Annotated in this window: 21 protein-coding genes; 12 read left to right on the top strand and 9 right to left on the bottom strand. The window is 65.1% G+C overall.

Annotated elements, in window-relative coordinates; translation table 11 throughout:
* Window positions 1-67 precede the first annotated feature (67 nt).
* On the top strand, window positions 68-1,249 hold the full coding sequence (locus tag B2W55_RS01285; protein ID WP_024583304.1) for an MFS transporter: 1,182 nt from the start codon (window positions 68-70) through the stop codon (window positions 1,247-1,249).
* Between the two features lie 23 nt (window positions 1,250-1,272).
* Entirely contained in the window at window positions 1,273-2,307 is a 1,035-nt protein-coding gene (locus B2W55_RS01280; RefSeq protein WP_024583305.1) for an aldo/keto reductase, read from the top strand.
* 14 nt (window positions 2,308-2,321) lie between these two features.
* On the opposite strand, the gene B2W55_RS01275 is transcribed toward B2W55_RS01280, so the two are convergent.
* Window positions 2,322-3,224: a helix-turn-helix transcriptional regulator gene (locus B2W55_RS01275; RefSeq protein ID WP_024583306.1), complete on the bottom strand. Its 903-nt coding sequence runs from the start codon at window positions 3,222-3,224 to the stop codon at window positions 2,322-2,324.
* 301 nt (window positions 3,225-3,525) lie between these two features.
* On the opposite strand from B2W55_RS01275, the gene B2W55_RS01270 reads away from it, so the two are divergent.
* Window positions 3,526-5,166 carry a flavin-containing monooxygenase gene (locus B2W55_RS01270; RefSeq protein WP_024583307.1) on the top strand — a complete coding sequence of 547 codons (1,641 nt, stop codon included), beginning with the start codon at window positions 3,526-3,528 and terminating at the stop codon, window positions 5,164-5,166.
* 38 nt (window positions 5,167-5,204) lie between these two features.
* Window positions 5,205-6,398 (top strand): serine hydrolase domain-containing protein, encoded by a 1,194-nt coding sequence (locus tag B2W55_RS01265; protein ID WP_024583308.1) that lies wholly within the window; start codon window positions 5,205-5,207, stop codon window positions 6,396-6,398.
* A gap of 63 nt (window positions 6,399-6,461) precedes the next feature.
* Here the strand turns inward: B2W55_RS01265 and B2W55_RS01260 are convergent, their stop codons facing one another.
* Window positions 6,462-7,829, bottom strand: a complete 1,368-nt coding sequence (locus tag B2W55_RS01260; RefSeq protein WP_024583309.1) for a sensor histidine kinase — start codon at window positions 7,827-7,829, stop codon at window positions 6,462-6,464.
* A 5-nt stretch (window positions 7,830-7,834) separates the two neighbouring features.
* On the bottom strand, window positions 7,835-8,509 hold the full coding sequence (locus B2W55_RS01255) for a response regulator transcription factor (protein WP_024583310.1): 675 nt from the start codon (window positions 8,507-8,509) through the stop codon (window positions 7,835-7,837).
* 328 nt (window positions 8,510-8,837) lie between these two features.
* Here B2W55_RS01255 and B2W55_RS01250 point away from each other — a divergent pair, with 328 nt between their 5' ends.
* The 4 genes from B2W55_RS01250 (at window position 8,838) to B2W55_RS01235 (ending at window position 12,226) form a co-directional block, all read left to right on the top strand.
* Window positions 8,838-9,416, top strand: coding sequence for a class I SAM-dependent methyltransferase (locus B2W55_RS01250; protein ID WP_024583311.1), 579 nt, complete (start codon window positions 8,838-8,840; stop codon window positions 9,414-9,416).
* Between the two features lie 10 nt (window positions 9,417-9,426).
* Window positions 9,427-10,086 carry a DedA family protein gene (locus B2W55_RS01245; protein ID WP_024583312.1) on the top strand — a complete coding sequence of 220 codons (660 nt, stop codon included), beginning with the start codon at window positions 9,427-9,429 and terminating at the stop codon, window positions 10,084-10,086.
* A 299-nt stretch (window positions 10,087-10,385) separates the two neighbouring features.
* A complete protein-coding gene (locus B2W55_RS01240) occupies window positions 10,386-11,195 on the top strand; it encodes a UDP-2,3-diacylglucosamine diphosphatase (protein WP_371412431.1) in 810 nt (269 codons plus the stop codon).
* On the top strand, window positions 11,195-12,226 hold the full coding sequence (locus tag B2W55_RS01235) for a glycosyltransferase family 4 protein (protein ID WP_024583314.1): 1,032 nt from the start codon (window positions 11,195-11,197) through the stop codon (window positions 12,224-12,226). The genes B2W55_RS01240 and B2W55_RS01235 overlap by 1 nt, the downstream gene beginning before the upstream one ends.
* Before the next feature lie 15 nt (window positions 12,227-12,241).
* Here B2W55_RS01235 and B2W55_RS01230 read toward each other — a convergent pair whose 3' ends face one another.
* Window positions 12,242-13,372, bottom strand: a complete 1,131-nt coding sequence (locus tag B2W55_RS01230; protein ID WP_024583315.1) for a threonine synthase — start codon at window positions 13,370-13,372, stop codon at window positions 12,242-12,244.
* 37 nt (window positions 13,373-13,409) lie between these two features.
* Window positions 13,410-15,455, bottom strand: a complete 2,046-nt coding sequence (locus tag B2W55_RS01225; protein ID WP_024583316.1) for an acetoacetate--CoA ligase — start codon at window positions 15,453-15,455, stop codon at window positions 13,410-13,412.
* Window positions 15,456-15,641: 186 nt separating this feature from the next.
* On the opposite strand from B2W55_RS01225, the gene B2W55_RS01220 reads away from it, so the two are divergent.
* Window positions 15,642-16,643 (top strand): glycoside hydrolase family 3 N-terminal domain-containing protein, encoded by a 1,002-nt coding sequence (locus B2W55_RS01220; RefSeq protein ID WP_024583317.1) that lies wholly within the window; start codon window positions 15,642-15,644, stop codon window positions 16,641-16,643.
* 96 nt (window positions 16,644-16,739) lie between these two features.
* The gene (locus tag B2W55_RS01215) at window positions 16,740-16,922 is read left to right on the top strand and encodes a hypothetical protein (RefSeq protein ID WP_024583318.1); all 183 of its coding nucleotides are present in this window, start codon (window positions 16,740-16,742) and stop codon (window positions 16,920-16,922) included.
* 74 nt (window positions 16,923-16,996) lie between these two features.
* On the opposite strand, the gene B2W55_RS01210 is transcribed toward B2W55_RS01215, so the two are convergent.
* Window positions 16,997-17,413 (bottom strand): hypothetical protein, encoded by a 417-nt coding sequence (locus tag B2W55_RS01210; protein WP_024583319.1) that lies wholly within the window; start codon window positions 17,411-17,413, stop codon window positions 16,997-16,999.
* 611 nt (window positions 17,414-18,024) lie between these two features.
* Between B2W55_RS01210 and B2W55_RS01205 the strand changes: the two genes are divergently transcribed.
* On the top strand, window positions 18,025-18,582 hold the full coding sequence (locus B2W55_RS01205; protein WP_244442282.1) for a helix-turn-helix domain-containing protein: 558 nt from the start codon (window positions 18,025-18,027) through the stop codon (window positions 18,580-18,582).
* A gap of 30 nt (window positions 18,583-18,612) precedes the next feature.
* On the opposite strand, the gene B2W55_RS01200 is transcribed toward B2W55_RS01205, so the two are convergent.
* The 3 genes from B2W55_RS01200 to B2W55_RS01190 all read right to left on the bottom strand — a co-directional run bounded on the left by B2W55_RS01200 (window position 18,613) and on the right by B2W55_RS01190 (window position 20,595).
* Window positions 18,613-18,858, bottom strand: a complete 246-nt coding sequence (locus tag B2W55_RS01200; protein WP_024583321.1) for a hypothetical protein — start codon at window positions 18,856-18,858, stop codon at window positions 18,613-18,615.
* Between the two features lie 116 nt (window positions 18,859-18,974).
* Window positions 18,975-19,694: a Crp/Fnr family transcriptional regulator gene (locus B2W55_RS01195; protein ID WP_024583322.1), complete on the bottom strand. Its 720-nt coding sequence runs from the start codon at window positions 19,692-19,694 to the stop codon at window positions 18,975-18,977.
* A 163-nt stretch (window positions 19,695-19,857) separates the two neighbouring features.
* The gene (locus B2W55_RS01190; RefSeq protein WP_311538847.1) at window positions 19,858-20,595 is read right to left on the bottom strand and encodes a Crp/Fnr family transcriptional regulator; all 738 of its coding nucleotides are present in this window, start codon (window positions 20,593-20,595) and stop codon (window positions 19,858-19,860) included.
* A 535-nt stretch (window positions 20,596-21,130) separates the two neighbouring features.
* On the opposite strand from B2W55_RS01190, the gene B2W55_RS01185 reads away from it, so the two are divergent.
* A complete protein-coding gene (locus tag B2W55_RS01185; protein WP_024583324.1) occupies window positions 21,131-22,729 on the top strand; it encodes a flagellin in 1,599 nt (532 codons plus the stop codon).
* Window positions 22,730-23,148: the final 419 nt, after the last annotated feature.

Raw genomic sequence — 23,148 nt, 5'->3', positions numbered from 1 at the left:
CATTCTAATCCTTCCTCGCCCGGACCGCTATCTCGCATTGCGGAATCCTCACCCTCCGGAGCGACAGATGCCTCTCGCAGTTCTTGCCCTGACCGCCGGTGCCTTTGGCATCGGCACCACCGAATTCCTCATCATGGGGCTGTTGCTGCAGGTCGCCGCCGACATGCATGTGTCGGTCTCCGCGGCGGGCCTGTTGATCTCCGGCTATGCGCTCGGCGTGTTCGTCGGCGCGCCGATCCTCACCCTCGGGACGCGCAAAATGCCGCGCAAGGCGGTGCTGCTGGCGCTGATGGCGATCTTCACGCTCGGCAACGCGGCCTGCGCGCTGGCGCCAAACTACGAGCTCCTGATGGCGGCGCGCATCCTGACCTCGCTGGCGCACGGCACCTTCTTCGGCGTCGGTTCGGTGGTCGCGACGAGCCTCGTCCCGGAGGACAAGAAGGCGTCGGCGATCGCCACGATGTTCATCGGCCTCACGGTCGCGACCCTGCTCGGCGTTCCGTTCGGCGCCTGGTTCGGCCTGATGCTGGGTTGGCGCGCGGCGTTCTGGGCGGTGGCGGCGATCGGCGTGATCGCGTTCATCGTGCTGGCGGCGCTGGTCCCCGGCCATGTCGGCGCCAACGACAAGCCGGCGCAGTTGCGTGAAGAGCTTGCCGTGCTCGGCCGCCCGCAGGTCCTGCTCGGGCTCGCCATGACGGTGTTCGGCTTCGGCGGCCTGTTCGCGGTCTTCACCTATGTGCAGCCGATCCTGACCCGGCTCACCGGATTCTCCGATGCGGCGGTGTCTCCGATCCTGCTGGTGTTCGGGGCCGGCCTTGCGATCGGCAATGTCGCCGGCGGCCGGCTCGCCGACAAGGGCGTTGCGCGCGCGTTGCTGGTGTCGCTTGGCGGTCTCGCCGCCGTCCTCGTCGCGCTGGCGGCGGTGATCTCGATCAAGGCATTGGTGGTCGTGCTGCTGTTCGTGCTCGGCATCGCCGCGTTCGCAACCGTCGCGCCGTTGCAGCTTCGCGTGCTCGAAGCCGCCGGCGTGGAAGGCCGGACGCTGGCGTCCAGCCTGAACATCGCAGCCTTCAATCTCGGCAATGCGCTCGGGGCCTGGGCCGGCGGCGTCACCATCGATCGTGGTCTTGGCCTCGGCGTGCTGCCGCTGGTTGCCGCCGTCATCACCGCGATCGGGCTGCTGCTCGCACTGTGGAGCCTGCGGCTTGATCGGCCCGCCGTGCTGGCCACGCAGTGCCCGGCAGAATGATCAGCATCACAAGGAGTACGACCATGGACTATCGCAATCTCGGCTCGTCGGGTTTGAAAGTACCCGTGCTCAGCTTCGGCACCGGCACGTTCGGCGGCCAGGGGCCTTTGTTCTCGGCCTGGGGCCGCAGCGACGCCAGCGAGGCGCGGCGGCTGATCGACATCTGCATGGAGGCCGGCGTCAACCTGTTCGACACTGCCGACGTCTATTCGAACGGCGCCTCGGAGGAGATCCTCGGCGCCGCGATCAAGGGTCGGCGCGACAAGGTCCTGATCTCGACCAAGACCGGGCTGCCGATGGGCGATGGTCCGCTCGATGCCGGCACCTCGCGCCATCGCCTGGTCGCCGCGGTCGACGCTGCGTTGCGTCGGCTCGGCACCGACTACATCGACCTGTTGCAGCTCCATGCCTTCGACGCTTTCACGCCGGTCGACGAGGTGCTGTCGACGCTCGACACGCTGGTGCGCGCCGGCAAGCTGCGCTATGTCGGCGCCTCGAATTTCTCCGGCTGGCATTTGATGAAGTCGCTGGCGACCGCCGAACGGCACGGCTGGCCGCGCCATGTGGCGCATCAGGTGTATTATTCGCTGGTCGGCCGCGACTATGAATCCGAACTGATGCCACTCGCGCTCGACCAAGGCGTCGGCGCGCTGGTCTGGAGTCCGCTCGGCTGGGGACGCCTCACCGGCAAGGTCAGGCGCGGCCAGCCGCTGCCGGAGAACAGCCGCCTGCACGAGACCGCGCAGTTCGGGCCGGCGGTCGACGACGAGAGACTCTATGCGATCGTCGACGCGCTGGACGTTGTGGCCGCGGAGACCGGCCGCACCGTGCCGCAGATTGCCATTGCCTGGCTGCTCACGCGGCCGAGCGTGTCGTCCGTCATCATCGGTGCGCGCGACGAAGCGCAGCTGCGCGACAATCTCGGCGCAGTCGGATGGTCGCTGACGCCGGAGCAGATCGCGCGTCTCGACAAGGCAAGCGCGGTGATGCCGGCCTATCCTTACTATCCTTACCGGATCCAGGAGGGTTTTGCGCGGATCAATCCGCCGCCCGTGTAGCGCGCGGTTTGCTCTCACGCCTCGTGCTTGGTCTCGCAGACCTGCCGGCGGTACTCCGCCGGCGTCACGTTCATGTGCTGCCGGAATACGCGATTGAGGTGGCTCTGGTCGGCGAAGCCGGCGAGCAACGCGATCTCCTTCAGCGCCACGCGATCTTTGCGCAGATGCTGGCAGGCATGCTCGACCTTGCGCCGCAGCACATAAGCGTGCGGCCGCATGCCGTAATGCACGCGGAATTTCCGCGCGAACTGCACCGGCGTGCAGTTGCAGATGTTGGCGAGCTCCTCCAGCGTGATGTTCCGGAAGATGTTCTGCTCGACATAGTCCTCGATCAGTCGCGCATGGGCCGGCCTGAAGCGCCCCTGCGCACAGGGCATCTTGAATTCGATTGCGGCGTATTTGCGCAGGATGTGCACGCTGGCTTGCAGCGCCAGTGCATCGTAGCAGAGGCGGCCACCGGGACCGCCCGCGGCGACCTCCTGAACCATCTGATCGTTGATCCAGCTCAGCATCGGATCCTCGACCTTGAGCAGGTCGTGAAGTTCGACCGTTTCGGCGTCACGGTCGAAGGCTTCGCTCGCGGTCTTCGTCATCAGCGTCGGCGAAATGTAGAAATGGCTGACTTCGATATCGTGCTGCCAGCGCCAGTTCGAGGGCTCAGCGCGCGTCAAGAGCGTCGTGACCCCGCGGCCGACATGATCCTGCTTCCACGCACCGGTGACGCGGCGGTTCATCGACGTGGTGCCGTCGCGATAGATCACGATGAGATAGTTCTCCGACGGCGGGACCCAGATGTCGGATGGCCCATAGCGGAATATCCGTAGCCGGAAATCGTTGCGGCCAACCGGCGTGCTATCCAGCTTCAACTCGCCGGGAGCGTAGCGCGGCAGTTCCTCGACCGTGATCAACTGGCCCATCGCGCGAGCCTCCTCCCTGGAATTCGCGGCACGATTGACGGCTTCTTCTTGGCCGGACGGCTGCGCGTAGAATAGGCCGCTTTCGTGGTTTGCCAAGGAGACCAATGGCCGAGCGGCGCTCGCAGCAACGTTCCAGAGATTGTCGGTTTCATCCAAGCCCCGGATGCTGCGGGGGCCATAGCCTCTCCTGCGTCCCGGCGGCCCCGTTCATGCCGCCAACGACGAAATTGGCGCAACGCACCGTCATCCTGCGATGCAGCGGATGGGAAAGGGCGTGCGAGACACCACACAGGAGGAAACCATGACTGCGACCGCTACCATGTCCAATGGAAGCAATGGCGCGCACGCGACATCCAAACTCGACGCCGTGGTGATCGGCGCCGGCGTCGCGGGCCTTTATCAACTGTTCCGCCTGCGCGAGCAGGGCCTGAACGTCAGGGCTATTGACGCAGGATCAAGCGTCGGCGGCACCTGGTACTGGAACCGCTATCCCGGCGCGCGCTTCGATTCCGAAGGCCACACCTATCAGTATCTGTTCTCCGAGGAGCTCTACAAAGGCTGGAGCTGGAGCGAGCGGTTTCCGGGACAGCCGGAAATCGAGCGCTGGCTGAACTATGTGGCTGACCGCCTCGATCTCAAGAAGGACATCCAGCTCGAGACCACGGTCAAGAGCGCGCATTTCGATGAGGCGACGCAACGCTGGCAGGTCACGACGGACAAGGGCGAGGTGATCGACACCCAGTTCCTGGTCACCTGCTGTGGCATGCTTTCGGCCCCGCACGTCTCCTTCCCGGGACAGGAGACGTTCAAGGGCAAGCTGTTCCATACCGCGCGCTGGCCGAAGGGGCCGACCGATCTTGCGGGCAAGTGCGTCGGCGTGGTCGGCAATGGCGCGACCGGGATCCAGGTGATCCAGTCGATCGCCGGCGAGGTCGGCCATCTCAAGGTGTTCATCCGCACCCCGCAATACATCATCCCGATGAAGAACCCGAAATGGGATGTGACGGACGCTGAGGCCTACAAGTCGAAGTTCAAGTTTCTCACCGAACGACTGCCGAAGACGTTTACCGGCTTCGAGTTCGACTTCGAGCACGCCTGGGCCGACCTGACGCCGCAGCAGCGTCGCCAGGTGGTCGAGGATTGCTGGAACGACGGATCTCTCAAACTGTGGGTGTCGTCCTTCGCCGAATTGTTCTTCGACGAATCTGTCAACGCCGAGATCACCGAATTCGTGCGCGCAAAGATGCGCGAGCGGATCAAGGATCCCAAACTGTGCGAGCAGCTGATTCCGGCGGATTACGGCTTCGGTACCCATCGGGTCCCGTTGGAGTCGAATTTCCTGGAAGCCTTCCATCGACCCAATGTCGAGATCGTCAGCGTCAAGGACAATCCGATTGCCCGCATCACTCCCGAAGGCATCCAGACTGCCGATGGCACGGTGCATGAGTTCGACGTCATCATCCTGGCGACCGGCTTCGATGCCGGTACCGGCGCCTTGACGCGGATCGACATTCGCGGCCGCGACGGCCGCTCGCTGAAGGAGGACTGGGGCCGGGATATCCGCACCACCATGGGGCTGCAGGTTCACGGCTACCCGAACCTGTTCACCACGGCGGTACCGCTCGCGCCTTCGGCCGCGCTCTGCAACATGACCACCTGCCTGCAGCAGCAGGTCGAGTGGATCGACGATTGCATCAAGTACATGCGCGGCAACAACCTGAAGGTCATCGAGCCGTCCAGGGAGATCGAGGATCAGTGGGTGGCGCATCATGATGAGACCGCCAACGCGACGCTGATCGCCAAGACCAACTCCTGGTATCTCGGCTCGAACGTCGAGGGCAAGCCGCGCCGGGTGCTGTCCTATTGCGGCGGCGTCGGCACCTATCGGCAGAAATGCGACGAGGTCGCGGCGAGCGGCTATCCGGGGTTCGCGATGCAGTAGGGCTACGCAGGTCAACAACAAAGCACAGGAGGAAGACAATGAGCACGAATTTCAGTGCAGCAGCAGATGCGATTCTCGATGGTGTCGTCACCTCGAATCCGCGTGTCCCCGGCGTCGTTGCGATGGTCACCGACCGGCATCGCAACATCTATGAAGGCGCCGCGGGCAAACGCCGGATCGACCAGCCGGCCGACATGACGGCCGACAGCGTGTTCGCGATCTTCTCGACCACCAAGGCGATCACGGGCACCGCGATCCTGCAACTCGTCGAGGACGGCAAGCTCGATCTCGACGCGCCAGCCAAAGTCTACGCGCCCGACATCGGCAAGCTTCAGGTGATCGAGGGCTTCGACGACAAGGGCGAGCCGGTGTTGCGTGCACCGAAGCGCGACATCACGACCCGCATGCTGATGGTCCATAGCGCAGGCCTGAGCTACGACTTCATCAACCACACCTACAACCGCCTCGCGCAGGAGAAGGGGCAGCCGAGCGTCATCACGGCGTCCAAGGCGGCACTGATGACCCCGCTGCTGTTCGATCCCGGCGAGCGCTGGGAATACGGCACCAACATGGACTGGTGCGGCCAGATCGTCGAGGCCATCACCGGCAGGCGGCTCGGGGAGGTCTTCAAGACGCGCATCTTCGAACCACTTGGGATCACGGACACGACGTTCGAACTCACCGATGCGATGCGCCGCAAGCTCGCCGGCATCCATGCCCGCAACGCCGACGGCTCGCTGACGCCGATGGACTTCGAGCTGCCGGCCAATCCGGAAATCCACATGGGCGGTCACGGGCTCTACGGCACGATCGGCGACTACATGCGCTTCATCCGGATGTGGCTGAATGACGGAGCCGGCGAGCATGGCCGGGTCCTCAAGGCAGAGACCGTGCGGATGGCCGAGAAGAACCATCTCGGCAACAACAAGGTCACCGCGATCACCGGCGTGATCACCTCGCTCGCCAACGATGCCGAGTTCTTCCCCGGTCAGTCGAAGTCCTGGGCGCTGAGTTTCATGATCAACGACGAGCAGGCGCCGACCGGCCGCCCCGCCGGCGCGCTGGGCTGGGCCGGTCTTGCCAATTTGTTCTACTGGATCGATCGGCAGAACGGTTTCGGTGGCTATTGGGCGACGCAGATCCTCCCCTTCGGAGATCCGACGTCGTTCATCGGCTACATCAATTTCGAGACCGCGTTCTACGAATCTCTGAGGCTGCGCAAGGCGGGTTAGGGCGCGATCCGCAGAGCGCGATGACGATCAAGCCGGATCGCATCGCGCTTTGGGGCCGCCGGATCAACAGGACGGCAGAACCTTCGGGAACACCATGCGCATGCAGGCGCCGCCGGACGGCGCCTGCTCGACCTCGATGCGGCCACCATGCAGGCGCATGATGCTTTGCACGAGATCGAGGCCGAGGCCGGCGCCGCGTCCGCCCGGCTGTAGCCTCCGGAACGGCTCGAGGATCTGCTCGCGCTGCTCCGGCGCGATGCCGTCGCCATCGTCGCAGACTTCGATCGAGCCGGCCTTCGTGACCCGAACCAGGATGGTGCCGCGCCGCCGTCCATGGTCGATGGCGTTCTGCACCAGATTGGTCAGGGCGCGCTCGAGCGAGGTCTGGTCGCCGCTCACCACGGTGGCCTCGTGCTCGTGCTCGAACGACATTTCATAGCCGGCGGCGAAGGCGAGCGGCGCGAGATCGAGCACGACCTGCCGCGCGACGGCGACGAGATCGACCGCGGCGAACGTATCGGCCTGCTGATCCAGCCGTTGCAGGTCCAGCAGCTGGCCGGCCATGACGCTGAGCCGGGTGGCGTCCTCGAGCAGATAGGTCTTCTCCGGCCCGGGCTCGAGCGAGGCCACCCGCGTTGACAGTATAGCGATCGGGGTGCGGAGCTCGTGCGCGGCATCGGCAAGGAAGCGACGGTGGCGCTCGTAGCCCTTGTCGAGGCGATCGAGCGCGGCATTGATCGCCTTGACCAGCGGCGCGATCTCGACCGGCACCTCGTCGAGCGGCAGTTGCACGCCGCGCTGGTCGATGTCGATGCGTTCGGCCTGCGCTGCGACATGGGCAAGGCCCTTCATCGCCCGGCGCACCACGAACGGGGTTGCAACCAAGGTCGCCAGCGTCATCAGCACCACGATCGGCAGGATCATGTTGAGGAACAGCAGCGGCGTGCTCTCCAGCGCGCGCCACATCGAGAGCTCGCCATAGGTGCCGGTCATGATCTGGATTCGCCCTGCCGAGGTATCGACCCATTTGACGAGACCCGCGGGTCGCATCGCTTCCGCGGCGTTCCATTTGAGCCGTGCTTCGCTCACATGATCGAGGCTCGATGCGATCGGCGCGAATTGCGCCGGCACCGTGCCTTCGGAGAGCTGGTGACCTTCGGTGTCGCGGATGATGAACCAGAGGTCGGCGTGCTCGGCGCGCAGGGCAGCCAGCTCCGGCGTTGGGCGCAGCATCAGCCCGCCCGCTGCATCGCGGGTGACGGCGTCTCTCAGCCTGTCGAGGGTGCTGCCTTCATACTCGCCGATCAAGAGCCCCGCCCGCAGCAGCCCGATCGCAACCGCTCCGATCAGCAGGATCAGGAGGGTCAATGTGATCGCCTGCAAGCCCGCGAGGCGTCCAACGAGGCGCCAGGTGAGCGAGCGTGGTCGCAGCAGGCTCACGGCGTCTCCCGCAGCACATAGCCGAGGCCACGAACGCCGTTGATGGTGACGCCGGCGTCGGCCTCGGTCAGCCTGCGGCGCAGGCGCGATACATGGGTGTCCAGCGCGTTGGGCTGCACGTCGTCGTCGAGGCCGTAGACCGCCTCCATCAGTGCGGAGCGCTGCACCATGCGTCCCATCCGATGCAGCAGCGTCTCCAGCACCAGCCGTTCACGCCGCGGCATCTCCAGCGGCCGGCCGTCGACATGGGCCTCGCGATGCGTGAAGTCGAACGACAGGCGGCCGATCCGCGCGACATGCTGCTGCACGTTCGCCGGCCGCCGCAGCAGCGCCCGCAACCGTGCCAGCAACTCCTCGAACGCAAACGGCTTGCCGAGATAGTCGTCGGCGCCGCTGTCGAGGCCCGCCACGCGGTCGGCGAGCTCGCCGCGTGCGGTCAACACCAGCACCGGCACGGTGCTGCCGCTCGCGCGCAGTCTCGGAATCAGTGACAGGCCGTCGCCATCCGGCAACTGGCGATCGAGCACGATCGCATCATAGCTGCCGGCAGCCGCGATCGCCTCGGCTTCCTCCAGATCCGCCGCATGATCGATCAGCATGTCGTGGCGCGCGAGAGCCGCCCGCAGCGCTGCGACCATCTCCGGCTGATCCTCCACCAACAGCACCCGCATATTCCGTGTTCATCCCTGCATCGACCCGTCGTTCGGATTGCCGGTTTTATGTCCCATTCATTGCGGCAACCTTGCGGACGCGTCCGTCGAATATGTCGCGGGCCGATTTTTTCCAATCGTCATGGATTCACGACAGGCTCGCGCAAGCTTGGCGTGAGAATCAGATGTCGTCGGACCGGGCCGACTTGCCGCGCTCCGACAAAGCGCAACCAGCGGGGCCTTCCGCTCTCGATCGTCGATACCCGCAACCTGAAAGACATCTGAATGGCCTTGTCAACGAACCGCCGGCGCGAGACCGGACATGCTCTGACCGCGAGGAGGCTCCGGCATGGCCGCCGCTGACATCCTGCCGTTCTTCCGCGCCTGGGTGCGCAATCCGTGGCAGGTTGCCGCGGTCGCGCCGTCGGGGCCCGCGGTGTCGTCCCTGATGGCGCAGGAGATCACGGCCGAGACCGGTCCGGTCCTCGAGCTTGGTCCGGGCACCGGCGTGTTCACGCGTGCGTTGCTTGGTCGCGGCATCAGGCAGCAGGATCTGACGCTGGTCGAATGCGGCTCCGAATTCATCCCGTTGCTGCAAAGCCGCTTCCCCGGGGCACGGGTGCTGTGGATGGATGCAGCCTGGCTGCGCCGGGAGCGGGTGTTCGAGGGCGCGCCGGTCGGTGCCGTCATCTCCGGACTCGGCTTGCTCACGATGCCGCCCGAGAAGGTCACGGTCATTCTCGACGGCGCGTTTGGCTATCTCCGCCCTGGTGGCGCGTTCTACCAGATCACCTATGGCCCGCGCTGTCCTGTCGCGGATGCGATCCTCGATCGGCTCGGTCTGCAAGCGAGTTGCATCGGGCAAACCTTCCGCAACCTGCCTCCGGCGTCCGTGTACCGGATCAGCCGCCGTCATCCTCACGCCTGACCGGGACGCCATGGACACGTCGAGCACGATCGCGATGTTCCTGCATTTCGGCCTGGCGGGCATCGGCTGCCTCGCCATCGCCGAGAAGTTCATCCCGCTGCTGCCGTCCTATGTGCTGCTGATGCTGCTCGGCCTGACGGTCCCCGACGGCGCGACGCTCGCGATGACCATCCTGGCGACCAGTGCCGGCTCGGTCGTCGGCGCCATCGGCTGGTATGGCCTCGGGCGGACGCTCGGCTCGCAACGCATCGAGCGGTTGGTGGCGCGCTTCGGCAAATTCGTGCTGCTGCGACCGTCGCTCTATCGGCAGCTCACCGACGCCTACCGGGGCAATCATTTCTGGGTGACGCTGATCGGCCAGACCCTGCCCACGGTGCGGATCTATCTGGCGCTGCCCGCCGGCGTGCTGCGGCTGGAGCCGCGCGCGTTCGTGATGGCGACGGCGATCGGCACCGTGATCTGGAACATGCCGTTCCTCAGTCTCGGCTACGCGCTGCGCGGCAGCGGTCACGATCCGGTCAGTCTCGGTTTCTGGGTCGTGGTCGCTCTGATCGCCGTGGAGGTTGCGCTCTTCCTCGGATTTCGTCTCTACAAGCGCTCGCTCGCGCCGAGGCATCTCGCGCAGCCGCGTGCTCTTCCCGCGCGCGTGCCGCTGGAGGAGGGGGCATGAGACCCATGCTGTCCCGCCTGTGGCCCAGTTCGCACGCGCTCGAACGTGCCGCCGCGACATTGCTGGTGCTGGTGGCGAGCTATCAGTTCGGCGTCGCGGCCTCCGACGGACGTCATCGCACGACCGAGTTCGCGCTGCTGGTCCTTGTCGGGAGCATCTACTGGCATCACTCGATCGTCAGGCGCCGCGCCAGTCGCGACGTCGCGGCGGTTCTCGCCGGATTGGCCGAAGCGGTGGCGACGGCGTTTCGGCGCGACAGCGGCGTGCTCGATCGGGATATCCAAGCCCGGGCTGGCCGGATCGGCATCGGCGCGGCGCGCAGTACGACCAGGGTCAGGAGCCTATTCATCTCCGACATTCATCTCGGGAGCAGGGGATGCCAGGCCGAGCGCCTGATCGATTTCCTTCGTCACTACGACGCCGAAACCCTGTTCCTGGTCGGCGACATCGTCGACGGCTGGTGTCTGCGCTCGAATTGGTACTGGCCCGAGGCGCACAATGCTGTCGTGCGCGAGCTGATCGGGCTGGCGCGGCGCAGCCGCCGTCTGGTCTACATTCCCGGCAATCACGACGAGTTCCTGCGTGACTATGCCGGCGCGTCGTTCGGCGGCATCGAGATTGTCGAGCGGGCGATCCATCGTGGCCTCGATGGTCGCGACTATCTCGTCGTTCACGGCGATGATTTCGACGTCGTGGTGCGGCATGCGCGATGGCTCGCTCTGGTCGGCGATGTCGGCTACCGCGCCGCGCTGGCCTCCAATGTCTGGCTGAACTGGATCAGGCGCCGGTTCGGGCTCGGCTATTGGTCGTTCTCGTCCTGGGCGAAATTGCGGGTCAAGAAGGCGGTCAACCACATCGGCCGGTTCGAGGAGGTGCTGTCATCCGAGGCCAGGCGCCGTGATGCCCAGGGCGTGATCTGTGGCCACATCCACCATGCGGCGATGCACGACGAATTCGGCGTCCGCTATATCAATACCGGGGATTGGGTGGAGTCCTGCACCGGCGTGATCGAGCGCTATGACGGGCAGTTCGAGATCGTCCGCTGGACGGATCCGCAGCCGGCGTCGAACAGAGCGGATCTCGTGCCGCTCGCGGAGGCGGTCGCCTGATGCGCGTGCTGGTGGCGACCGACGCCTGGCGGCCGCAGGTCAATGGCGTGGTCCGCTCGCTCGAATATCTCGCGAGCGAAGCGCCGTCGCTCGGCGCCGAGATCGTTTTTCTGACGCCGGCCGATTTCCGCACCGTGCCATTGCCCGGCTATCGGGAGATCCGGCTTGCGCTGCCGTCGATCGGACGCATCGCGCGCGCGATCGCCGCGGCGCGTCCGGACTCGGTGCATATCGCGACCGAAGGCCCGATCGGCTGGATCGCCCGGCATGTCTGCCAGACGCGCGGCTATCCGTTCACGACCAGCTATCACACCCGCTTTCCCGAGTATCTCGCGGCGCGGCTGCCGGTCCCGCTGCGCTGGAGCTACGCGGCGCTGCGTCGTTTCCACAATGGCGGCGACGGCATCATGGTCGGCTCGCCATCGCTCGAGCAGGCGCTGAGGGCGCATGGCTTCCGCAAGCTGATGCCGTGGTCGCGCGGCGTCGATGCCGATCTGTTCTGTCCCCGCGCAGAGCCGCCGCTCGCCTTCCCGGAGCCGGTGTTTCTCTATGTCGGCCGCGTCGCGGTCGAGAAGAACCTCGACGCCTTTCTCGGTCTCGACCTGCCGGGCTCGAAGGTCGTGGTCGGGGATGGACCGTTGCGCGGCAGCATGCAGGCCCGATATCCGCATGTGCATTTTCTCGGCACGCGGACCGGGCAGGCGCTCGCCGATGTCTATGCGTCGGCCGACGTCATGGTGTTTCCAAGCCTGACCGATACGTTCGGGATGGTGCTGCTCGAGGCGCTGGCCTGCGGTGTGCCGGTCGCGGCGTTTCCGGTGATGGGGCCGCTCGACGTGATCGGCAAGTCCGGCTGCGGTTGCCTCGATCACGATCTGCGCCGCGCGGCACTCGGCGCGCTGCTGGTGCCGCGCGAAAAGTGCCGCGCCCACGCGTTGACCTTCACCTGGCGCGAAAGCGTGCGGCAATTCCTCGACAATATCGGGCGGGCGCATGCCGCGCCTGTGCGCGCCGTTGCCGCGGGAGCATGAAGCCGGCTTCGACGGCTAGTTGCCCAGCAACTCCGTGATCAGCCCCGCGGCCTTGATCCCGGTGCCGCTGATGATGACGACGGTGCGTTCCGCCGGCCGGATCGCGCCGCGTGCCTTCAGGACGTCGAGCGCGGCGGCGGCCGAGGCAGAGGTCGGTTCGACGAACAGGCCGCTGCGCGCGAGCCGCTTCAGTGCGGCGACGATGCCGTCCTCGGGGATCGCGACGCTGCCGCCGCCGCTCTCCTTCAGCGCCGCGATCATCTGCTTCAGGCGCAGCGGATGCTTGATCGCGGTGCCTTCGGCGATGGTTTTGTGCACCGCGCGATCGACAGGCGTGTCGACGCCGGCGGCAAAGCTGGCATCGACCGGCGAGCAATTCAGGGGTTGCGCGGCAAACAGCCGCGGCAGCCGCGTGATCTGCCCGGCCGCCAGCAGCTCCTTGAAGCCGATATAGCAGCCGAGCAGGCTGCTGCCGGCGCCGACCGGCATGATGACGTTGTCGGGCGCGGTGAAGCCGAAGTCTTCCCAGATTTCGTAGGCCAGCGACTTGGTGCCTTGCAGGAAGAACGGCTGCCAGTTGTGGCTGGAATAGAAGATCTGCTTCGACTGCCGGATCGCTTCCGCCTCGGATTCTTCGCGCGGCCCCTCCACCAGCTGCACCTCGGCGCCGAAGGCGTGCATTTGCGCAACCTTCATCGGCGATGTCGTCGCCGGCGCCAGGATTTTCACCCGCATCCCGCCGGCCGCGCCATAGGCCGAGACGGACGCCCCGCCATTGCCGGAAGAGTCTTCCAGCACCGCGTCGACACCGAGCTGGCGCAGCAACGACAGCATCACCGTGGTGCCGCGATCCTTGAAGCTTGCGGTCGGGTTGAACCATTCCAGTTTGAAATGCGGCCGCAGATCGTCCCACGCCTTCTCGACCGCAGGGGTGCAGCCTTCGCCCATCGTGATCGGCTGCTTGATCTCGACCGGCAGCGCGGCGCGGTAGCGCCACAGCGAGCGCGTGCTCCGCTCGATCTCGTCGCGGGAGATCCCGCCGAGCGGTGTGACGAGCAGCGGCTTGCCCTCGTCGGAGCACCAGCGCGGAACATCCAGCGGATAGAGCTTGCCGTTCAGCGGGTCGATGTAGCTGGGTGAAGACATGTCGTCAGATCCTGATCACGAGTGCCGCGCGTCGATGTCACGCCGCGCCGGCCTGCTTGCCCAGATAACTCCTGGCAAAATCGAGATACCAGTCGAGGCATCCGGGGTTGGCCATCGCATCGCGGTTGATGACCTTTTCGACGGGATGGCCGAGCAACAGCTTCTTGACCGGCAGCTCCTGCTTCTTGCCGGACAGCGTGCGTGGAATCTCCGCCACCACGAAGATGTCGTTGGGCAGGAAGCGGCGCGACAGCCCGGCCTCGACCGCCTGGTTGATCTTCGCCTTCATCGCAGCATCGAAGACGACGCCCTCGCGCAGCACCACGAACAGCGGCATGTAGCTGTCGCGGCCGAGATATTCGAGGTCGACCACCATCGAATCCAGCACCTCCGGCAGCGCCTCGATCGCCGAATACAGCTCGCTGGTGCCCATCCGCAGGCCATGGCGGTTGATGGTGGCGTCGCTGCGGCCATAGATCACGCAGGAGCCGTCGGGGTTGATCTTCAGCCAGTCGCCATGCCGCCACACCGGGCCGCGGCCCGAGCCGTCGAAATTGTCGGGATAGGTCTCGAAATAGCTCGACAAATAGCGCGCATTGCCGGGGTCGTTCCAGAACCGTAGCGGCATCGAGGGCAGCGGTTCGGTGCAGACGAGCTCACCGACCTCGTCGATCACGGCGCAGCCCCGTTCGTCGAACGCTTCCACCGCGCAGCCGAGCAGGCGGCATTGCATGATGCCCGGCGTCTGCGGCAGCTCGCGATTGCCACCGATGAAGGCGCCGGCGAAATCGGTGCCGCCGGAAATATTGGCCCACCATATCTCGGCTTGCGCGGCGTTGCCGTTGCGTTTCGAAAGCGCGGCGAAGCGTTGGTTGAACCAGGCCTGCGTATCGGCCGAGAGCGGCGAGCCGGTCGAGCCGAGCGTGCGCAGGCCGGAGAGGTCGCCGACGGCGGCGAGATCGATCCCGGCCTTGGTGCAATTGGCGAAGAACGCCGCGCCGGCGCCGAAGAAGGTCGCCTTGGCATCGGCGACGAAGCGCCACAGCGTGGTCCAGTCCGGCTTGTCCTTGGTGCCGCCGGGACTGCCGTCGAAGATGCAGCAGGTGGTGCCGTTGAGCAGGCCGTTGGCCTGGCAATTCCACATGATCCAGCCGGTCGACGAATACCAGTGGAAGCGTTCGCCGAACGAGTTCGGCTGGTAGCTGCAACCGATGTCGTTGTGCAGCGTCGAGAGCGGCAGCGCCACGACGATCACGCCGCCATGGCTGTGCAGGATCGGCTTCGGCAATCCCGTGGTGCCCGAGGAATAGACGATCCAGAGCGGGTGATCGAACGGCAGCCATTCCGGCTCGAAGGCGTCGATCGCAGCACTCTGGCCCGCGAGAATGGTGGACAATCGTGTCTCCGACGGTGCGGCGTCGCTGTGCAGGATGACGTGCCCGACCGTCGGCAGCGCGCGCCGCAGCTCCTCGATCACCCCCTGACGGTCATGACGCCGGCCGGCATAGGTCACGGCGTCGCACGCGATCAGCACCTTGGGCTCGATCTGCTTGAAGCGATCGATCACCGCCGGCGCCGCCATGTCGGGAGCGCAGACGCTCCAGATCGCGCCGAGACTGGCGGTCGCGAGAAACGCGATGATGGTCTCGGGGATGTTCGGCAAGTACGCGGCAACGCGGTCGCCGGCGCGCACGCCGTTCGCCTTCAGATGCAGCGCAAGCGCCGCCGATTTGCGTTGCAGCTCGGGCCAGCTGGTCTCCGAAAGCTTGCCGTCCTCGCCGCTCGAGATCAGCGCCGGCAGGCCGGCGGCATGCGCCGGCGCGACGTGGCGGAAGACCTGGTGCGCGTAGTTCACCGAGGCGCCGGGAAACCACACCGCGCCCGGCATCTTGCGGTCCGCCAGCACCGCCGAATGCGGTGTCGGCGAGCGCAGGTCGAAATAGTCCCAGACGCTCTGCCAGAAGCCGTCGATGTCGGTAACCGACCAGCGCCGCATCGCCTCGAAATCCGCAAACGCAAGGCCGCGGCTCTCCTTCAGCCATTGGCGGTAAAGGGCCATTTGCGGGACGTAAGGCGCTGTCATGGGCAGTTTCCGGATTTTCTTGTGGCGTGGCATGCGCGATCGAGGCGTGCCAGCGTGTCTTAACATAGTGATGCGAGCGCGGGGAACGCGGTCGAGCCGCAGCCTGCGTCATATTCTTACCGCCGACGCAGCGTGCTATGCCGTTGGGGCAGGGTTGATTCCATGCGCGTCCAATAGCGAGCGGCGATGTCCGTCGGCGAACTTTTCATCCTCGGCTTTTACGGCAAGAGCATCCCGCCCTGGCTGAAGGAGTTTGCCGCCCGGTTCGGGCTCGGCGGCGTGATCCTGTTCGATTACTCGTGCCAGACCAGGCAATACGACAACAACATCGCATCGCCCGCGCAAGTGCAGTCGCTTTGCGCCGAGATCTCGGCGCTGCCGTCGCGGCCGCTGGTCTTCATCGACCAGGAAGGCGGTCTGGTGCGCCGGCTCAAGGACGGCCTGGGTTTTCAGCCGCTGCCGAGCGCCAAGGACTTCAACCTGCTCGCGCCGGCGGACAAGCAGGCGATCCTGGCGGCGAGCTATGGCGAGCTGCGCCGGCTCGGCATCCGCTACAATTTCGCGCCGGCCATCGACGTCGATTACAATCCCGACAATCCCAATATCGGCAGGATCAAGCGATCCTATTCGTCCGATATCGACGCAGTCGCGGCCAACGCCCGGCTGGTCGACGCTGCGGCGCGGCAGGCACGGATCGGCCTTTGCCTGAAGCATTTTCCAGGCATCGGCGGTGCGCTCGTCGATTCGCATCTCGCGTTCATGGACATTTCCGATGCACTGCGGCCGGAGCAGGAAGAGCTGTTCTATTCGCTCGCGCCGGACACCCATGGCGACGCCGTATTGGTCAGCCACGCCATTGTCCGCCAGTGGGACGCGCGGCTTCCGATGACGCTGTCGCCGGCGGGGATTGGCCGGCTTCGCCGCCGCCTGCCCGAGACGCTGTTGATCACCGACGACATGCAGATGCAGGGATTGCAGATGGCGCTCGGCACGCGCGCGGCCAGTTTGCAGGCGATCGCCGCCGGCATGGACATGATCTGCATCGGCAACAACCTGCTCGACCAGGAGCAGGAGATGGCCGGCGTCGCCGCGGCGGTTGCTGATGCGATGAAGGAAGGATCGCTCGATCAGGCCGCGGTGCAACACTCCATTGCGCGGGTGCGAAAGCGCAAGCTGTTGCTCGCCTGACAGGCTGCGGAGGAAATTCGTACGTTGACGCGACGATGGACGGAACCAATCCGCATGACCGCGATTTAACACAAACGCTCATCGGGGCAATGAACCATGAAGATGCTCAAGCGTCTCTTCAGATTGACCTGGCTACGCCGCGTCCCGCGCAACTCAGCAGACCTTCCGCCTGACGGCATCGATCCCGACGAATTCAGCCGCCTGCTTTGCAGCGGGCGCCGCGAGGATCTGCGCATCCTGGCAAGGCGGCTGAGCGTGCGGACTCGGGCCCACGCATAGGCCGCGGGCAGTCCACTCGGCGCTGGGCCGGCAATCGCACGGCTGCGACGCTGCTTGGTCTTCGATGCAACCGATCATTGCTTGGCCTTGTCGTGATTGCCGATCCCGACCGCCTTGTAGTCGTAGGTCGGATAGAATTCGGTGCGATAGGCGCCCCAGGCGCTGTTCTCGATGATGCGATTCACTTCGCGCAGCCGCGAGGCCGGCAGTCGCAGTGTCACGACCTGGCCGATCCCCATCATCACGTACCAGCTGACGACCTCGACACCTTCGGGCGGAAATGCCTTGTAGAAGCCCTGCCGCTCGAGCTGGGCATTGAGCTCGCTCAGCGGGCGTGACTGATCGTGCTTGAAGAAGATCGTGATCATGACGGCATTGTCTGCGGTCGGCGGTGCATTGCTGGCCGGCGCGGTCTGGGCTCGCGCGCCGACGCCGAGCAGCAGCGTCGCGGTCAGCGCCGCCATCGCCATCTTCGATCCGCTTCGCTTCATCGTCGCGCCCCTGTTGTTGGTGGTCGAAACGCGGCGATCATCTTGGCGTATGCCGGGCCTGTAAATTGACATTCGCCTGACCGAAGCCGCCCGCGCGCGCGTCACCGGGCCGATGTGAACCGTCTCATACGCGTGAAGCCCCAACGTGCGGTAAGCCGATCCGATCCCTGGAGGGATGATCGATGTCGACCCGGCGAATCGCGTTCTGGTGGTTCAGGTTCGTTCTGTCGGGACGATTCCTGCAGAAATTCCTTCGGATCGGGCGCCCCTGAACGCCGGGGGGACGGCGCCAATCCCGGTCATTCAAAGTGGCAGGCAGGGGGCGGATCGCGCCGATGGCGCCCCCGGGAAGGTAATCCTCCACCCCAGATGTTAACGGGATGAAGCGATCCGTTGTCCCGTAAGAATACTGTAACTCGACTCAAATATGCGAGATTCATTGCCAAATCAGCGGTAATCTGCGCCTCCTTGGCAGGTCGGGGCCCGAGATCACAGTTGCGTCACCCGTAGTTTTACGGAGTCCCGCGTTAACGCGGCCACAAGTTCACCTTTGGTAAACCATACTTATGACGCAACATGACAATCGAGCCGACGCGCGCCATCCGGCATGGATGGCTGGAACCGCGCCGCTCGAGACGCCGCCGCTTGAGACGCAGCACGCAGCCCCGCGCGCGCAGGCGCCCGCGGACACGGCGACGATCGTCCGCCAGTTCAATGGGCCGGTCACCGCGCTGCTGCTCTACATGAACGAACTCAAACAGCACAGCCAGCAGTTCGCCCACGCGCCCGGAAACGGCGTCTATCTGCGACAGGTGATCGAGAACGCGCTCGAGCAGACCGAACGGGTCTCCGCGATGCTGAAGCAGATTTCCGATCTCTATCCGAACGCCGTTCCGGCAACCGATCTGAAGCCATCGGGTGAGGACAAGCAGGCAGGCGCCCGGTCACCCGAAATCATGTTCGCGCCGGAAGCCGGCCGCAAGCCGTTGACCAAGCGCGAGCGCGAAGTGCTCAGCCTGATCAGCGACGGTTATTCCAACAAGCAGGGCGCGCTGCGCATGAATATCAGCCCGCGCACCTTCGAGAGCCATCGCGCCGAAGCCATGCGCAAGCTCGGTGCGCGCAACACCGCGGACCTCGTTCGCAAGGCGTTGCTGCACTCCGCCTGAGCGCCGACCCGGTTCGCGAGATATCAGTCCTCAGAGCTCGTCTTCCGCGGCGAAGCACAGCCGCGGCGCGTGCCGCGCAATCGCGGGCGCCTTCGGCTGGTCCGGAACGATCGTGACCACCCATGCCGTCATCCCGCCAGATCCGCTCTCGACGATCGCGCGCACGCGTCCCGTGACCGTCGCGCCGGCCGACCGGACGGTGGCGGTCCGGCCGTTGAACTGGGCGATGCGGAAGCGCCTCGCTTCCTTCCGGTCGGTCGTCTGGTACGTGAACATCGGCTCCCCCGTGCGTCCACGCGATTGTGCGGATTCAGCGTTATCCGACGGTGAAAATCCCACGCCGTAGAAGTACGGCTCGCAGTATCGAGCCCGAACAACGGATCGGAAGACGCTCAGTCGCCGACCGGCTGACAACTCAGCAGTCCGGCATACTTCGCCTTGACGGTGGCGTAGCATTCGCACGCGGTTCTGATCAGTCCATCCGCATTGGTGATCTCGATGTGGCCGCGGCTGTAATGGATGAAGTCCGCCTGTTGCAGAGTGTGTGCGACCAGCGACACGCTGTTGCGGCGGGCGCCGATCATCTGCGCCATCGCCTCCTGGGTCAGGACGATCTTGTTGCCGCCGGAGAGGTCGCGCATGTGCAACAGGCAACGCGCCAGCCGCGACTCCACGGTGTGCGCTGCGTTGCAGCCGGCAGTCTGCTGGACCTGGGCGTAGACGGCGAGCCCGTGCCGGATCAACGCCGCGCGAAGCGTCGGGCTCTGGCCGGCGGCGGCCCGCAACGGCCCGAGTTCGACCATCGAGGCGAGGCCAGGCACCAGCACCGTCGCGTCGCTGATCGCCGGCCCTTCGACGAACGGGGCGAATGCACTGTAGATGCTGTCACGGCCGACCATCGCGACCTGGACGCGCTCGCCCCTTGCCAGCTTGACCACCAGCGAGATCACGCCCTTGTGCGGCATGTATGTCCGCTTGAGCATTTCGTCGGTCTCGGTCAGGACCGAATCGGCGGCGAGGTCGACCGTCCGCAAATGCGGCCGGATCAGATCGAAATCGCTCGCCGAAAGCGAGGACAGGAAGCCGTTAGGCGATCGCGGAACCGTATCCAAAGCAATCTCCTGCCTGCTGGCAAAGTTTGTCTCTGGGCACCGGGCGATGACTTGTAGCCCGTCGTTCTTGCAACTTATTCTGGCATGACTCGGTTCCAATGGAAACACGTCTTGGTTCCAATAGGAATACGCCTATCGCAGGACACGCGCGTTTGTGTTCCGTTCAATCCTCCGGCCCGATCAATTGTTCGGTGTGCGCCTTGACCGTCGCATAACATTCGCACGCCGCCTTGCGCAGCCCGTCGATATCGACAATTTCGATATGACCTCGGCTGTAGCGGAGGATTCCGGCCTGCTGAAACCCGTGCGCCACGATCGAGACCGCGTTGCGCCGGACGCCGATCATCTGTGCCAGCATCTCCTGGGTCAGCGGCAATGCCTCGCTGCCGCACAAATCGCGTGCGCGCAGCAGCCATCGCGACAACCGTGCCTCCACCGGATGCGAAACGTTGCAGGCGACGGATTGCTGCGTCTGCGCCATCAGCGCCTGCTCATAGAGAGCGACCAGGGTCCGGAAATCCGCGCTGCGGTTCGCGGCCTCGCGGAAATCCTCCGCCCGCACCATGGAAGCCATGCCCGGCACCACGACGATCGCATCGGCCAGCAGCGGCCGCTCATGCAACGCGGCGGAGGCACCGACGATGCCGTCACGACCAATGGTTGCAATTTCGACCGACTGCCCGTCGGACAGATTGATCATCATCGAGACCACGCCGCTGTGCGGCAAATAGACCCGCTGCACCGGTGAGCCGGCATCGGCGAGCACCGCTTCCTTGGTCAAATCGACGGTTTCGAGGAGGGGATGGAGTTGCACGTAATCCGCGGGGGGAAGCGCTTGCAACAGACGATTGGGCGGGCGTGATACCGCAGACATTGGTGCTCCTGCCGAGGGCGGGAGCACTACGGTCTCGCATCACCTACTCTTGGCGTTTGGAATGACAACGAACATAGCTTGCCTGTCCAATAGCACAAGGGTTGTGGTGCGAAGCCTATACCCTTTAGAGGGTAGACGGCCGCCGTCGCATCGGCCTGTGCGACGATCGAGTTGGATCCGAGCCGCACGCATCGCGAGACAATACGGTTGCGGCGTTATCCCGCATTTGTTGATTTCCATTAACTCTGGTCGGTGCGCGGCCGCCCGGCGGATGGGCCGCGGTTGCAGCTCACGAAACGCCGTCGCGTTCGCGCGAGCTCGCGGCAAGTCACGCAAAAGCGGAGACTAATCCGCCGCGGCGACCATGGCGGTGCGGCTGACCGGCGCGGCTCTGTTCAACGGCTGCGATCGTTGCCCGTAGAACCACCGGTCAAGCCATTCTGGGTATTTGTACGGAGCGGCGCTTTAACGAACGGGTAGCGCCGGCGGCCCAGTGTGGCACCGATCGCCGTGTGAAATTTACGGCGTCGCGTCAATCGTGTTCATCCAGAAGGGTACCAGTATGTCCGGCATCGTCCTTTCGTCATCGGTCCGTCAGAACCTGCTTTCGCTGCAGTCGACCGCCGATCTCCTCGCCACCACGCAGAACCGCTTGTCCACCGGCAAGAAGGTCAACACTGCGCTCGACAATCCGACCAACTTCTTCACGGCGCAGTCGCTCGACAACCGCGCCAGCGACATCAACAACCTGCTCGACGGCATCGGCAACGGCGTGCAGGTGCTGCAGGCCGCCAACACCGGCATCACCTCGCTCCAGAAGCTGGTCGACAGCGCCAAGTCGGTCGCCAACCAGGCCTTGCAGGCTGCGGTCGGTTATTCCCAGAAGTCGCAGGTGACGACCGCCGTGATCACCGGCGCCACCAACGACGATATCCGCGGCACCGCCACCTACAGCAACGCCACCCTCGCCGGTACGGCCGTCAACAACAACCTCACGACGCCCGCGCCGATCACGGCTGCCACCAAGCTCGTCAGCGCCACCAACTCCGATAGCCTGGCGACGACCCCGACCGGCACGATCAGCGTCAACGGCAAGTCGATCACCTTCTCGACCTCGCAGACCACGTCGACCACCGACGCGTCCGGCAACGTGACCCTCGGCACCGGCGCGGGTAGCAACCTGACCGTCGGCGACCTGCTCACCGCGATCGACGGCATCACCGGCGCGACCACCGCCTCCACCGTGTCGGCCGGCGCGCTCCAGATCAGCACCGGCGTCAACCAGGATCTCAACATCTCCGGTTCGGGTCTGGCCGCCTTTGGTTTGACGGCCACCACCAAGGCCCGCACCGTGGCGACGCCGTCGCCGCTCGATGGCTTGACGCTGACGATCAACCCGACCGGCAACGGCAAGGCCACCAATATCACGTTCGGCAGCGGCGCAGGTCAGGTGAAGTCCCTCAACGACTTGAACAACGCCCTGTCGGCCAACAACCTGCAGGCCTCGCTCAGCGCGAGCGGTGCGCTCACCATCAGCACCACCAACGATGCGGCGTCCGCGACCATCGGCACGATCGGTGGCACGGCGGCCGCTTCAGGCAAGCTGTTCAACGGCCTCGCCGGCAGCGCTCCGGTGCAGGATCCGAACGGGCTGTCGAATCGCGCCAACCTGGTCAACCAGTACAACAACATCCTGGACCAGATCACCACGACCGCCCAGGACGCCTCGTACAATGGCATCAACCTGCTCAATGGCGATCAGCTCAAGCTGACCTTCAACGAGACGGGCTCCTCGACGCTGAAGATCCAGGGCGTGACCTTCGATGCCTCCGGCCTCAACCTCACCAAGCTGACCGCCGGCACCGACTTCGTCGACAACGCCTCGGCCAACGCCACGCTGAAGACGCTGAACAACGCCAGCGGCCTGCTGCGCACCCAGGCTTCGACCCTCGGTTCGAACCTGTCGATCGTGCAGATCCGTCAGGACTTCTCCAAGAACCTGATCAACGTGTTGCAGACCGGTTCGTCCAACCTGACGCTGGCCGACACCAACGAGGAAGCGGCCAACAGCCAGGCGCTGTCGACCCGCCAGTCGATCGCGGTGTCCGCGCTGGCGCTGGCCAACCAGTCGCAGCAGAGCGTGCTGCAACTGCTCCGCTAAGCGTAAGCGCGACATCCATCAAGTCCGGAGGCGGCGGAGGCAACTCCGCCGCCTTTACTTTTCGCTAAGGTTATCTCGCCGTCATTGCCACTCCCGATCGCAGCACGCTGCACGATCAGGTTTTGGTCTTCGCACCTGGACGCGTGCGGGACCGCCGGGCTTAACCGCCGCCAGCTCGCATTTCATTCAAATCGAGGCGACCCGCGGAACGCGGTCTTGTGCTTTGCCGGCGTAAGTACCTGTTCTTCCGGGGCTGGCCCGGCGCACGTCACGCTGCTTCCGACTGCTTGATAAGACGGACCGTCCGTAGTTGCACGGACGGTAAAATTAACGTCGCCGTGAAGCCGGCCAAGCTATCGATACGAGGCGAGCGTTCCGTAGCACCTTGAGGGGACCGATTCATGGACGATCTGTTGCGC

Source organism: Bradyrhizobium sp. UBA2491 (assembly GCF_002341725.1).
GTDB lineage: Bacteria > Pseudomonadota > Alphaproteobacteria > Rhizobiales > Xanthobacteraceae > Bradyrhizobium.
Note: the sequence above shows the minus strand (reverse complement) of the source record. Positions and strands in the feature narration are given on the sequence as shown.

Excerpts from the sequence above, each read along its gene's own strand:
- B2W55_RS01285 (WP_024583304.1), top strand. The coding sequence starts at position 68 with ATGCCTCTCGCAGTTCTTGCCCTGACCGCCGGTGCCTTTGGCATCGGC.
- B2W55_RS01280 (WP_024583305.1), top strand. The coding sequence starts at position 1,273 with ATGGACTATCGCAATCTCGGCTCGTCGGGTTTGAAAGTACCCGTGCTC.
- B2W55_RS01275 (WP_024583306.1), bottom strand. The coding sequence starts at position 3,224 with ATGGGCCAGTTGATCACGGTCGAGGAACTGCCGCGCTACGCTCCCGGC.
- B2W55_RS01270 (WP_024583307.1), top strand. The coding sequence starts at position 3,526 with ATGACTGCGACCGCTACCATGTCCAATGGAAGCAATGGCGCGCACGCG.
- B2W55_RS01265 (WP_024583308.1), top strand. The coding sequence starts at position 5,205 with ATGAGCACGAATTTCAGTGCAGCAGCAGATGCGATTCTCGATGGTGTC.
- B2W55_RS01255 (WP_024583310.1), bottom strand. The coding sequence starts at position 8,509 with ATGCGGGTGCTGTTGGTGGAGGATCAGCCGGAGATGGTCGCAGCGCTG.
- B2W55_RS01250 (WP_024583311.1), top strand. The coding sequence starts at position 8,838 with ATGGCCGCCGCTGACATCCTGCCGTTCTTCCGCGCCTGGGTGCGCAAT.
- B2W55_RS01245 (WP_024583312.1), top strand. The coding sequence starts at position 9,427 with ATGGACACGTCGAGCACGATCGCGATGTTCCTGCATTTCGGCCTGGCG.
- B2W55_RS01235 (WP_024583314.1), top strand. The coding sequence starts at position 11,195 with ATGCGCGTGCTGGTGGCGACCGACGCCTGGCGGCCGCAGGTCAATGGC.
- B2W55_RS01230 (WP_024583315.1), bottom strand. The coding sequence starts at position 13,372 with ATGTCTTCACCCAGCTACATCGACCCGCTGAACGGCAAGCTCTATCCG.
- B2W55_RS01225 (WP_024583316.1), bottom strand. The coding sequence starts at position 15,455 with ATGACAGCGCCTTACGTCCCGCAAATGGCCCTTTACCGCCAATGGCTG.
- B2W55_RS01220 (WP_024583317.1), top strand. The coding sequence starts at position 15,642 with ATGTCCGTCGGCGAACTTTTCATCCTCGGCTTTTACGGCAAGAGCATC.
- B2W55_RS01215 (WP_024583318.1), top strand. The coding sequence starts at position 16,740 with ATGAAGATGCTCAAGCGTCTCTTCAGATTGACCTGGCTACGCCGCGTC.
- B2W55_RS01210 (WP_024583319.1), bottom strand. The coding sequence starts at position 17,413 with ATGAAGCGAAGCGGATCGAAGATGGCGATGGCGGCGCTGACCGCGACG.
- B2W55_RS01205 (WP_244442282.1), top strand. The coding sequence starts at position 18,025 with ATGGCTGGAACCGCGCCGCTCGAGACGCCGCCGCTTGAGACGCAGCAC.
- B2W55_RS01200 (WP_024583321.1), bottom strand. The coding sequence starts at position 18,858 with ATGTTCACGTACCAGACGACCGACCGGAAGGAAGCGAGGCGCTTCCGC.
- B2W55_RS01185 (WP_024583324.1), top strand. The coding sequence starts at position 21,131 with ATGTCCGGCATCGTCCTTTCGTCATCGGTCCGTCAGAACCTGCTTTCG.